Origin of the sequence: Actinopolymorpha pittospori (assembly GCF_014873875.1) — a bacterium.
Lineage (GTDB): Bacteria > Actinomycetota > Actinomycetes > Propionibacteriales > Actinopolymorphaceae > Actinopolymorpha > Actinopolymorpha pittospori.
Genome location: NZ_JADBEM010000001.1, coordinates 1,452,078 through 1,464,052, shown reverse-complemented (window position 1 = coordinate 1,464,052; position 11,975 = coordinate 1,452,078). Strand labels below are relative to the sequence as shown.

Here is an 11,975-nt window from a genome sequence, read left to right as displayed (position 1 = left end):
ACCGGCCGGGTCAGCCGGAGCAGTGGGGAACGGGGTCGGGGCTGCCCGCACAGTTCGTCGGGGTGTTCAGCACGACCAGTGAGTCGTCCAGGTTGAAGGCGCCGGCGGCGTTGCTGATGCCGCCGGGTTGGTCGACCGCGGTGTTGCCGACGACCAGGCTGCGCTCGAGCGTCGTCACCACGTCCGGGTTCTCCGTGCCGTCGTTGGAGATGCCACCGGCGATCGCGGTGGTGGCGGTGGGGGACTGCTGGCGCTGCGAGTGGTTCCCGCTGACCAGCGACCGGAGGATCCTCGCGGTGCCGGCGTTGTAAATGCCGCCGCCCTGGACCACCACCGGCACACCGAACAGCGAGGCCGCGCGGTTCTGTGTGATCCAGGAGTCGCTGACGCCGAGGTTGCCCTCGTTGTGGATGCCGCCGCCGTTGTCGATGCCCAGGTTGCGGCTGATCACGCTGCCGGTGACCGTTGTCGTACCGCCCTGGCTGTTGTAGATGCCGCCGCCCATACCGATGTCGGACTGGGTGACGTTGTCGCGGATCAGGGTCCGCACGAGGCTCAACGTCCCGCCGGTGTTGTTGAGGCCACCACCCCAGGCGCCGGTGTTGCCGGTGACCCCGCTGTCAGTGAGCTGTGCGGTGCCGTAGTTGTGGATGCCGCCGACGGAGCCGCTGTTCCCGGTCACGGTGATCACCGCGGCGGCCAGCGCGCCACCCTCCCGCACCAGGATCCCGCCGCCACTGTGGCCGCCGCCGGGTACCTGGTCGCCGATGCTGATGCCGTTGCTGATCGTCGTCAGACGAATCGTCAGCTTCGCCGGTGCGCCGAGGATCTCGAGGATCCGAAAGTCCGGGGTGGTCGCGGCCGTGGACCGGGTGATGGTGGCACCGTTGCCATTGATGGTGATGGGGGCGGCGATCGGGGGAAGCCCGCTGTCGGTGTCGGGCCGGGGTTGGGTGAGGGCGTAGCGGCAGCCCGGCGTCAGCCGCAGGGTCCCACCGCCCGCGGAGTTGGCCGCGGTGATCGCCTCGATCAGCGCGTCGGCGCGGCAGGGCACCAGCCTCCTTCACCGGACCGGTGCCCAGGCGCTGGCCTCGGAAACAGGCCACCGTCGATTTCCCTGGGATGAGGAAGCTCTCCATCCGGGCGCGCCTGTGGAGCTCATCGCGACGATGGGGGGACGCGGCACACGTCATCGATTACAGAATGAGGTGCATCACCATTCCAGCCATCGAATCGTCCGCATGGACGACAGTTACTGTCCACGGCAATGAGTTCCAGCGGTTTGCTGTTCCGACGCGGTGGCTCGATGAGAAGGATGGCCTCGCCGCGGCACTGCTCGAATACACCGAGGGTCGGCAACCGGGTGACACGGTGGTGGTCAGTGAGAAGGTCGCCGTCCTTCTCCTGGACCGCTGGGTCCCTGTCGCATCGGTGCGCGCCCGCTGGGACGCGCGGCTCATCGCGCGTTTCGTCCGCCCCGGACCGGGCGCTCGCGGGTTGTCCCACCCGGAGAAGATGCAGTACGTCATCAACACCGCGGGACGGCCACGGATCTACGCCGCCGCGGCCGCGGCCGCTCTCACCCGGCCATTCGGAATTCGCGGTGCCTTCTATCGTGTCGCGCCCACCCTGGCGCGGGACATCGACGGCGGCCGGCGGCCCTACGAGGACAAACTGTTCCCGCCGTTCACAACCGACGAGGCGACCGAGATCTGCGCGGATCTGGAACTCAAGCTCGGCACGGGTGTCGCCATCGTCGACATCAACGACGCCTACGGCTCGATTCGTGGAGTTTCGCGCGGAGCGCTGCCGGCGCGGTTGTTGTCCGACGTGCTCGTCGACAATCCGCTCGGCCAGCGGCAGACGGGTACCCCGTTCGGAATCATCCGGCCCGTTCGCAGGCCCGCACCCGTCGAAGGACAGTCCGGGACCACGAAGCCCGTGCACTCCGGTGCCGAGTAACTCCGGTGCCGAGTAGCAGTTCTCAGCCCTCGTGGCCGGCGTTGATCCCGACCAACAGGCCGGGCGGCGTGGGTGGTTAGCCTGGACACGTCAACGGCGGGTTGCGGCGTGAGCGGCCCGCTGTGACAAGGTGGGCGGTTTCTGAGGAAATGATGTCCAGGGCGCAGCTTCGCGGATGCCTGAGGTGTGTCCGTGGGCCCGACAGGATCCGTGGGCCCGGGAGGAACTGAGATGGCCACCCTGCTGTCTGTCAACGTGGGGATGCCGAAGAACGTGCGGTGGCAGGACCGGACCGTCTACACCGGAATCTGGAAGCGGCCGGTGACCGGCCCGGCGATGGTGCGAACCCTCAACGTCGACGGTGACGGGCAGGGAGATCTGGCCGGTCACGGTGGTGAGCAGCGGGCGGTCCTCGTCTACCAGATCGAGGCCTACGCCCACTGGGCCGACTTCCTCCAGCGGGACGATCTCCGCTTCGGTCATTTCGGAGAGAACCTCACGATCGACGGGTTGACCGACGACAAGGTGTGCATCGGTGACCGGTACCGGATCGGAGAGGCCGAGTTCGAGGTCACCCAGCCGCGAGTGACCTGCTACCGCGTCGGCATGCGCCTGGGCGAACCGCGGCTACCCGCGCTGCTGGTGTCGCACCGTCGACCCGGCTTCTACATGCGCGTGATCCGGGAAGGCCGCATCAGCGCCGGAGACGAGATCATCCGTACGGCAGTCGGACCACACGAACTCAGCGTCGCCGACATCGACGCCCTCCTCTACCTCCCCGACCGCGACATCGACCAACTCCGCGCCGCGGTGGACATCCCCGCGCTCAGCCCAGGCTGGAAGCAGTCCTTCGACGACCTGCTCGCCGCCGTCGACGCCGACCTGGAGCCGTCACCGCCACGGGTCGGCGCCGAACCTGGATGGGACGGATTCCGGCCGCTGCGCGTCACCGCGATCGTGGCCGAGACCCCCACCATCACCTCGATCTACTTCGCGAGCCCCGACGGTCGACCCCTGCCCGCGCCCACTGCCGGGCAGTACCTCACCGTTCGCGTGCCGGCCGGCGGCCAGGTGCCGTCGGTACGCGCGTACTCCCTGTCGTCCTCGCCTGGGCTCGGGTCCTACCGGATCAGCGTCAAGCGCGAGCCGCACGGCAGCGTCAGCACCTGGCTCCACGACCAGCTACGGGTGGGGGCGACCGTCGAGGCCGCCAAACCTCGTGGCGACTTCGTGCTCGCGCCCGACAACCGTCCCGTCGTCCTGGTCTCCGCAGGCGTCGGCGCCACACCCGTCCTCGCGATGTTGCACCAACTCGCCGACGAGCGATCCACTCGCGAGGTCTGGTGGATCCAGGCCGCACGGGGACGCGCCGACCACGCGTTCCTGGCGGAGACCCGAGACCTGCTCGCCGCCCTACCCCACGCGCGTCACCACACCTACTACACGCGCGCCAGGCCGGACGACGGTCAGGAGACGGACACGACGTACGTGCGGCCCACCGCGCACAGCCTCGGCGAACTGGGGCTGCCCAGGCACGCGGTCGCCTACCTGTGCGGGCCGGACGCCTTCATGGCGGAGATGCGAGACGCGTTGAGCGCGCTCGGAACCGCGCCCGAGGACATCCACACCGAGGTGTTCGGGGCTCTGGCCTCGATCACCCCCGGCATCAAGGGCGAGCGCCCGGGCACGCCGCATCCTCCGGACGGACGGCCCGGCACCGGCCCCCAGGTGACGTTCGCCCGCAGTGGCCTGACCGTCCGCGCCCGCGCCGGTTCTGAGTCACTGCTCGAGCTTGCCGAGGCGTGTGACGTACCGACCAGGTGGTCGTGCCGGACCGGCGTCTGCCACACCTGCAGCACCGCGGTCCTGTCCGGTGGGGTCGGCTACGACCCGGAGCCACTGGAGCCGCCGCGCGAGGGTGAGGCGCTCATCTGCTGCTCGTGGGCCAAGGGCGACATCGTCCTCGACCTGTGAGGTCGGACCGTCCGTTCCGCCACGATGCGCTGCTCAGGGCCAGCGCTCGGTGACGGCGGCCAGCAGTCCCTTGTACTCATCCGAGCAGGGCCCACAGGCCCGAAGGTGCACGGCGATCCCCGGGTAGTGCTCCTCGGGGTCCTGGCCCGCGACCTTGAGCTCCACGTACACGTGGAGGAGTTCCATGGCGCGTTCGCATGCCACGTCGCGCGGATCGGTGTCCAGGAACTGGCGCAGTCGGGCCATCGTGGCCGATTCGTCGGGGTGACTCATGACTGCCTCTGTGTGTTGTCGTCCAGGTAGCCGTTGGCTTCCAGGTAGGTTCGCAGCTTGCGCCGGGCGTCGAACATCGTCTTGTAGAGGGCGTTGCGGTTGGTTCCGAGTTCGGCGGCGAGCGCTTCGAGTGGGACGCCGTCGAGGACCAGCGCCGCGAACACTCTGCGTTGGTGGGCGGTGAGCACCGCGTCGACGCCGGCGCGGAGTGCGGCGGCCAGCTCGCGGGCCTGCGACGCCTCGGCGGGACCCACTGCCAGCTGGTCGGGTAGGCGTTCCCAGTCCTCGGTGTCCAGCGCGACCCCGTGGGTGTGCCAGAAGTGGCGGCCGATCTTGGTGGACACCTCGAAGATCACGAACTTGTACGCCCAGGTGGTGAAGCGGCTCTCGCCGCGGAACTGTCCGACCTTCCTCGTGATCGCCAGGAGCGCGTCGTCGGCCGCCTGATGGGCCAGGTCGTCGAGTTCGGGTCCGAGGATGCCGTGTTGGCTGCGGCGGCGTTCCAGCTCCTTGAACGCGATGCGCAGCAGATTGCCGTGTAGTCGTGCGCACGCCTGCTCGTACGCGGGTCCTCGTGAGGCGAGGACCTCGACCCACTCCCTGGACACCGGGTCGAGATCTCGCGGAGCCGACAGGAGCCCCGGGCGTGCGTGCGGGGAGACCACGTCGCCGTCCTCGCCGCTGTCCTCGGGGCCCATGACCTCATCTTAGGGACGCCCGCCACGCGTCGTTCTTCGTCACATCTTCGCCTCGTCTGGGTCGGTAAGAGCAGCCCTGCCGCCGATGCGAAAGAAGAGTGACGACCAGCACCAGGTCGTCGACTTCCCACGCGATGACGTGCCCTCCCGGAAGGAAAGTGCATCTGATGCGTATCAAGGTCACCGCGGCCCGAGCGGCCAGCGTCGGAATGATCGCCGCCGCTTCGGCGACGTTCGTGGGCTCACCTGCCTGGGCGGCGCACCCGGGCTCCGACCATCGGCCGGCTCGACGAAGTGGTGTGGTGTTCGCCCAGAGCGACAACCTCCACCACAACACCGTGACTGCCTACGACCGTGGGTCAGATGGCTCCCTGACACGGCGGGGCACCTACTCCACCGGTGGCAGGGGCGGGAAGCTCCAGGGCGCCGAGGTGGACAACCTTGGATCGCAGGGCTCGCTGACCTACGACCGGGCACATCGGCTTCTCTACGCCGTCAACGCCGGCAGCGACACCATCACCGTCTTCGGGGTGGACGGCGACCGGCTGGTGCGGCGTCAGGTTCTGCCGTCGGGTGGACGCTTCCCCGTCTCCGTCACGGTTCACGGCGACGTCGCCTACGTCCTGAATGCTCGGCGCGGTGGCTCGGTGCAGGGCTACCGCCGCGTGGGCGGGGTGTTGTTGCGTATCCCAACCTGGCACCGGACCCTGGGGCTGGACCCCGATGCCAGCCCGGAGTTCACCCACACACCAGGCCAGGTCCAGTTCACCCCCGACGGCCGTCGTCTCGTCGTGACCACGAAGTCCAACAGCGACAGCATCGTCGTCTTCGACGTGGACCGACTCGGCGGCCTCCCGTCCACACCCACGACCACCACGGCACCCGGCACGGACCCGTTCGGTTTCACCTTCGACGGTGCCGGCCGGATCCTGGCCACAGAAGGCGTACCGAACTCCGTGGCCACCTACCAGTGGGCACCCGGTGGCAGGCTCACCAGGACCGGCGACGTCGCCACGGGCCAGCAGGCCACCTGCTGGATCGTGCGAAACGGTCAGTACGTCTATGTCGGCAACGCGGGCAGCGCCACCATCAGCGAGTACCGCGAGGATCGGCAGGGCCGCCTGACCTCCGTCGGCGTCGCGTCCACCCACCCGGGCAGCGTCGACCTCGCGGTGTCCTCCGACGGTGGCTACCTCTACGCCCAGACCGGCGGTATGGGGCTGGTGGACGCCTTCCGCGTCAACCAGGACGGCACTCTCACCAAGGTCGGCAGTGCCGACATACCCGGCGCTCTCGGCGGTCAGGGCATCGCGGCTTCCTGACCGAGGACGGGTGCCGGACGGTTCTTACCCGATGCCGGGTGTGTGGCTCCTCACACCCGGCAGCGGGATGTCCGCCAACCGTGGTTCGTCCCGGGCCTTGCTGCCGGGTTCGGGATCTGGGAGCCGGTGATGTAAGAACTCCTGACCGAACGACGCCTATTAGTCGACGTGCATCTGTGCGCCCCTGAGCCGGGCGGTGGACCCAGAAACGGAGCGATCGATGTCCCTGAGTGGAAGGACTGCCCTGGTGACCGGCGCGGGGCGGGGGATCGGGCGTGCCATCGCGCTCGAGCTCGCCGACGCGGGCGTCACGTTGGCCGTCGTCGCGCGGACGGCAACCGAGCTCGACGAGACAGTCTGGCTGGTGAGCGAGCGCGGCGGCGAGGCGGTGGCCATCGTCGCCGATCTCGGTGAGACCGGGAGCGCCGTCAAGGTCGCGGAGAGGGCCGCCAGCGCGATGGGGCGGGTGGACATCCTCGTCAACAACGCGGCCGTGGTGCAGCCGGTCGGCCCGACCGTCGACCTCGACATGACGGCCTGGGCGGCCGCGTTCGACCTCAACGTGTTCGCCGCGGTGGAACTCGCCCTCTCCGTCGTTCCCGGGATGGTCCAGCGTGGCTGGGGACGCGTCGCGAACGTGTCCAGCGGCGTCGTCGCCCGGCCGGGCTTCATGGTCGGTGGCAACGCCTACGCCGCGACCAAAGCCGCGTTGGAGGCGCACACCCTCAACCTCGCCGAGGAGGTCAGCGGCACCGGCGTCACCGTCAACGTGTACCGCCCCGGGATGGTCGACACGGCCATGCAGACGTGGCTCCGCGACAGCGGGAAGGGACGCCTCAGCGCGTCGACCTACATGCACTTCGTCGACTCCCACGCCAACGGGAGCCTCATCAGACCCGAGGACTCGGCCCGGTCCCTCGTGGCCAGACTCGACGGCGCGGCCACAGGTCAGGTCTGGGCCGCGCACGACCAACTCTGAGTCCGCCTGTTGAGGCGGATGTCCCTATCGAGGAGGAACTCCATGACACTGCTGCATCCAGGCTCCGCCTTTCCCGACCTCAGGCTCGAGCTTATCGGAGGTGGGACCGTCTCCGTCCGGGACGAACTCGCCGGGCACTTCGGCGTGGTCCTGATCTACCGCGGCTCCTGGTGTCCCTACTGCAACGCCCAGCTCCGGGCGTTCCAGCGTGCCCACGACGGTCTTGCCGCAGTCGACGCCAAGGTGGTGGCGTTGTCCGTGGACGACGAAGTCACCACCAAGGCGCTGGTCGACAAGCTCCGGCTCAGCTTCCCCGTTGGCCACAGCGCGGACGCCCACGCGGTGGCCGAGGCGACCGGGGCCTTCGTCAACCCCGACCCGGAGTACCTCCAGTCGACCGGGTTCGTCCTCGACCCCTCAGGTGACATCGTGGTGTCGGTGTACTCCAGCGGCGCGATCGGGCGACTCGTCCCCGAGGACGTCATGGGCCTGATCAAGTACCACAAGGAACACGCCGGCGCCTAGTCGCGCAGGTCGAGCCAGCGCACCTCCTCCGGGCTGAGCTCGACGTCGAGAGCCGCGAAGGAGTCACGGGTCTCGCTGAGCTGCTGCGGACCGATCAGGGGGAACGTCGGGAACTCCTGGGCGAGGACGTACGCCAACGCGATCGCGACAGCCGAGACACCACGGCGCCGGGCGAGGGTCTGCGCGCGTTCCTTGCGGAGGAAGTTGTCCTCGCTGTACCAGCAGCGGGCAAGCTCGGGGTCGGACAGGTCGTCGTGCGCGGACCTGTCGGTGAAGAAGCCGCGAGCCTGACTCGACCACGGGAACAACGCCAGCCGCTGCCGTTCGAGCCACTCCCGCGTGGCCGGGTCGGAGGCGGCCAGACAACCCGCCCACGGCGGCTCCACCATCCGCGCCTGGCTGAAGTTGTTGGACAGCGCCACGAACGCCTTCCTGCCATGGGACTGCGCGTACGCGTTCGCCTCGTCCAGACGTTCGGTGGTCCAGTTCGATCCGCCGTAGGCGTGGATGCGGCCGGCCCGGTGGAGCTCGTCCAGCACGTCGACGAACTCTCCGACAGGGATATCGGTGTTGTCCCGGTGCATGAAGTACAGGTCGATGTAGTCGGTGCGCAGCCGCTCCAGGCTCTCGGTGAGCTGGCTGCGGATCGACTCCGGGTCGCAGTGCGGGGTGTGGGCGCCCTTGCCGATGACCACGACCTCCTCCCGGTTGCCGCGGTTGCGCATCCACTGGCCGAGCAGGCGCTCGGCCCTGCCACCGCCGTAGTGGTAGGCGGTGTCGAAGCAGTTGCCGCCGCGCTCGACGAAGTCGTCGTACATCACGCTGGCGTGCGGCAGGCCGCGACCGACCGAGCCGAGGACGAGCCTGGAGACCTGCTTGCGCACACCGGGCACCTCGCCGTAGCGCATCCGGTGGTCGGGGCGGGCCGTGACCGGGCGGCCGTGGACGGTCGGGATCGCCGCGTCGGCACGTTCGGCGTCGTACTCCAGCCCGATCGCGGCCCGCCAGCGGTCCAGGGTCGCCATGTTCCCGAGCGTGTCGGCCCAGCTCATCGCCGGGGCCTGACGGTCGTCCAGGTGGTCCGCGACGGCGTCGGCCTCCAGCGCGTAGGAGCGGTCCGGGCCGAACTCGACAATCTCCGCCGCCGAGCCGACCCGGTGCACCTCGATGGTCGTGGGCGTTCCGTCCCTGCGGGATCCCCACGGCGAGGCGACGACGAGGTAGCCGTGGCTGCCGAAGACGCGCACGACGTTCTCGGCGGACTGGCGTACGCCGGTCGCCACCTGGGCCGTGATCGACGGAGTAGAGCCGGACGGGGCGAACCGCAGCGTCGCGACGGCCCACTCGTCGATCCGGTTGTCCGGCCCGAGGTGGCCGACTCCCTCGACGCCGTCGGGGTCGGCGAAGGCCTCGCCGCGCGCGGCGCCCGCCAGCAGCCGGACCATCGACACCGGATAGCCGCCGACGTCGAGGATCCCGCCTCCCGCGAGGTCCTGCCGGAACAGGCGGTTCGCCGGATCCCCGTTGGACGCGAACGCGAACGACGCCTGGATCTGGTGGACGGCGCCGATCGCGCCGGAGCGGACCAGCTCCGCCAGCCGCGCGGTCTGCGGGCGGCAGCGGTACATGTACGCCTCCATGGCGAACACGTCATGGTCGCGCGCCGCCTCGATCACGGCCATCGCCTCCGCGTGGTTGACCGTGAGCGGTTTCTCGCACAGCACGTGCTTGCCCGCCTGCGCGGCGCGGACCGCCCACCGCGCGTGCGAGGGGTGCGGTGTCGCGACGTAGACCGCGTCGACGCTGTCGTCGGCGAGGAGTTCGTCGTAGTCGCCGTAGGGACGTTCGGCGTCGTACTGGTCGGCGAAGGACTTTGCCCGAGCGAGGTCGCGGCTGGCCACCGCCACCAGGGTGCCGGTCCTGGAGTTCGGTAGGTCCTGGGCGAACCGGCCGGCGATCCGGCCCAGGCCGAGAACTCCCCAGCGCAACGTGCCTGTCGTCGGCGTCATCACTGATCCTCTCCCGCGCCGCCCTGGCCGGGTGCGACGAAGTACTGCTCTGGACAGGTCGGCCCCGGTGTGGGGTAGCGCCACGACGCGATCATCGACTTCGGCACGTTGTGGAAGTTGTTGCGCTTGATGCCGAACGTCCCGACCGGGAGCACGGTCCCGATGACGTAGAACTCCTCGGCCGCGATGGCCAGGATCTCCATGAACAGTTCGCGCCGCTTCGCCGCGTCGACGGTCTCGCCGATCTGGTCGTACAGCTCCATCTGGCGACGGGCCGCCGCGGGTGGTTCCTCGCCCTCCTGGCCACGGGAGGTGAACCACGTCGACCACAGGAGCGCGAAGTTCGACTCGCTGTTGGCCGGGAAGTACCACCGTGGGTCGACCATGCCGTCCCGCAGGCCGCCGTCACCGGTCCACACGCTGGACTCGTGTTGGTTGCCCTCCTTGCGGGTGTAGTAGAGCGACCGGTCGATGGTGTAGAGGTTCAGCTTCACTCCGACGGCCTGCCAGTAGCCCCTGACCAGTTGGAGCGCGTCGATCTGGGTGGGCTCCTCGGTGATCACGTCGATGTTGAACGTGATCGGTTTGCCGTCCGGGCGCAGTCGGATCCCGCTGGCGTCGCGCTGGGTGTAGCCGGCCTTGTCCAGGTGCTGGTTGGCCAGGTTCACGTCGTAGGAGGTGTACTGCGTGGCGAGCCGTTCGAGGTAGAACTCCGACTCCTTACGCGGAGCCGCCTGCCAGGGTTCGCCCTGCCGCTGGTAGACGGCCGCGATGATCTCGGCGCGGTTGATCGCGTGGGACAGGCCGATCCTGAAGTCCCGGTTGCGGAACACCTCACGGAGTTGACGGTCCTTGCACGTCAGGTTGAACGCGATGACGGTCTTGTTCATCGTCGAGTCCAGCCCGTCGACGAAGTCGTAGTTGCCGCGTTCCCGGTTGGTCGCGAGGACCGGCTTGTTCTTCGGCGTGCCGAGGTTGGGGTTGTAGAACGTCGGGGACAGGAACTCGAAGTCGCCGTCCATCGCGCGCAGCAGCGCGGCCTCCTGGTCGCTGATCACGTGCCGGACGATGCGGTCCAGGTAGGGAAGCTGGCGGCCCTGCGGGTCGGTCTTCCAGTAGTAGGGGTTGCGCTCCAGGATCATCCGGGTGCCCTGCTGGAGGATCTGCGTGGTGCGCCACGCGGTCAGCACCGGGACGTTCGGCTGCCAGATCAGGCCGTTGCCGCCCTGCGGGCCGCCCCGGGTGGAGAACAGTTCGTACCAGTGGTCGAACTGCTCCTTCTTCACCAGCGCATCGAGGTTCTCGTTGTACTTGGGATGGAACTGGGAGAAGTAGTGCTTGGCGCAGCTGGTCAGGACGTGGGTTCCGTTGGACGCCAACAGCTCCAGGAACAGTCCGTTCGGCCGGGCGAAGGTCAGCCGGAACGTCTGCTCGTCCAGCACCTCCAGCCGCGCGGGCTGGTCGCCGGTGACGAGGTAGCCCGGCGGTGCGGCGAAGAGTTCCTTGTTGAGCAGGACGTCGTTGTAGGCGAAGGCGATATCCTCGGTCGTGTACGGCTTCCCGTCCGACCACTTCATGCCCGCGCGGAGGTGGAACGTGTACTGGCGGCCGTCGTCGTCGATCTCCCACGACTCCGCGACGTTGGGCACCACCTTGGACCAGTCCGGGCTCCACCGCACCAGCCACTCGTAGTAGACCTCCGCACCGCCGCCGGCCGGCGGGCTGTCACCGAACAGATCCCACTGCCCGCCGTAGGTTCCGGGCCGGTCGACCGGTTGGATCACCATCGGCTTGGTGGGAAGACGCTTTCCCAGAGCTGGGAGTTCCCCCGCTTTGACCCGTGCGGCCAGCGCGGGCGCCTCCTTGGCGTTCGCCGCGGCGTCTGTGGGGCCCTGCTGGCCCTTCGCCTGCGGCTTGGTGGACAAGGCGTCGCAGCCGGACGCGAACAGGGCGGCGGCCGCCATCCCGCCCGCGCGCAGCAGATGTCGACGCGAAGGGTCACGCGCGAAGGGGGTCCTCGCGTTCTCGGTCTGGCTGTTCACGTTGCCCTGGCTGTGTTCGCGCATCGCAACCGCCTCCCTTTTCACGGAAGGCTAGGTGGCACTTGTGTGGGCGTACACGGCTCGGGGCGGCCATCTTCGGACGGTCTGACCAGTGCCGGGTCGCGCGAACGGTGGTATGACCACCGGTAACGCGGGCTGTGAAGACGGGTCTGGCGACGTCGCCCGGGTCA

10 protein-coding genes are annotated in these 11,975 nt (G+C 68.9%); 5 read left to right on the top strand and 5 right to left on the bottom strand.

All coding sequences use genetic code 11. The features are described 5' to 3' along the window. Positions 1-10 precede the first annotated feature (10 nt). Positions 11-1,054, bottom strand: a complete 1,044-nt coding sequence (locus tag HEB94_RS06905) for a hypothetical protein (RefSeq protein WP_192749135.1) — start codon at positions 1,052-1,054, stop codon at positions 11-13. Positions 1,055-1,203: 149 nt separating this feature from the next. Between HEB94_RS06905 and HEB94_RS06900 the strand changes: the two genes are divergently transcribed. Continuing rightward, positions 1,204-1,962 (top strand): hypothetical protein, encoded by a 759-nt coding sequence (locus HEB94_RS06900; RefSeq protein WP_192749134.1) that lies wholly within the window; start codon positions 1,204-1,206, stop codon positions 1,960-1,962. 231 nt (positions 1,963-2,193) lie between these two features. Then, positions 2,194-3,936: an MOSC and FAD-binding oxidoreductase domain-containing protein gene (locus HEB94_RS06895; RefSeq protein ID WP_192749133.1), complete on the top strand. Its 1,743-nt coding sequence runs from the start codon at positions 2,194-2,196 to the stop codon at positions 3,934-3,936. 33 nt (positions 3,937-3,969) lie between these two features. Here the strand turns inward: HEB94_RS06895 and HEB94_RS06890 are convergent, their stop codons facing one another. Further along, positions 3,970-4,209 (bottom strand): hypothetical protein, encoded by a 240-nt coding sequence (locus HEB94_RS06890; protein WP_202896184.1) that lies wholly within the window; start codon positions 4,207-4,209, stop codon positions 3,970-3,972. Beyond that, positions 4,206-4,907, bottom strand: coding sequence for an RNA polymerase sigma factor (locus HEB94_RS06885; RefSeq protein ID WP_192749132.1), 702 nt, complete (start codon positions 4,905-4,907; stop codon positions 4,206-4,208). Before HEB94_RS06885 ends, HEB94_RS06890 begins: the two co-directional genes overlap by 4 nt. Positions 4,908-5,074: 167 nt before the next feature. On the opposite strand from HEB94_RS06885, the gene HEB94_RS06880 reads away from it, so the two are divergent. The 3 genes from HEB94_RS06880 (at position 5,075) to HEB94_RS06870 (ending at position 7,733) form a co-directional block, all read left to right on the top strand. Next, positions 5,075-6,229 carry a lactonase family protein gene (locus HEB94_RS06880; RefSeq protein WP_192749131.1) on the top strand — a complete coding sequence of 385 codons (1,155 nt, stop codon included), beginning with the start codon at positions 5,075-5,077 and terminating at the stop codon, positions 6,227-6,229. A 220-nt stretch (positions 6,230-6,449) separates the two neighbouring features. Next, on the top strand, positions 6,450-7,208 hold the full coding sequence (locus tag HEB94_RS06875; protein ID WP_192749130.1) for an SDR family NAD(P)-dependent oxidoreductase: 759 nt from the start codon (positions 6,450-6,452) through the stop codon (positions 7,206-7,208). Positions 7,209-7,250: 42 nt separating this feature from the next. Further along, positions 7,251-7,733 (top strand): peroxiredoxin family protein, encoded by a 483-nt coding sequence (locus tag HEB94_RS06870; RefSeq protein WP_192749129.1) that lies wholly within the window; start codon positions 7,251-7,253, stop codon positions 7,731-7,733. On the opposite strand, the gene HEB94_RS06865 is transcribed toward HEB94_RS06870, so the two are convergent. Together HEB94_RS06865 and HEB94_RS06860 are read right to left on the bottom strand one after the other, a co-directional pair. Continuing rightward, positions 7,730-9,742: an aldo/keto reductase gene (locus HEB94_RS06865; protein WP_192749128.1), complete on the bottom strand. Its 2,013-nt coding sequence runs from the start codon at positions 9,740-9,742 to the stop codon at positions 7,730-7,732. The two genes, HEB94_RS06870 and HEB94_RS06865, sit on opposite strands and share 4 nt — an antisense overlap. Next, positions 9,742-11,808 carry an ABC transporter substrate-binding protein gene (locus HEB94_RS06860; protein ID WP_192749127.1) on the bottom strand — a complete coding sequence of 689 codons (2,067 nt, stop codon included), beginning with the start codon at positions 11,806-11,808 and terminating at the stop codon, positions 9,742-9,744. The genes HEB94_RS06865 and HEB94_RS06860 overlap by 1 nt, the downstream gene beginning before the upstream one ends. Positions 11,809-11,975: the final 167 nt, after the last annotated feature.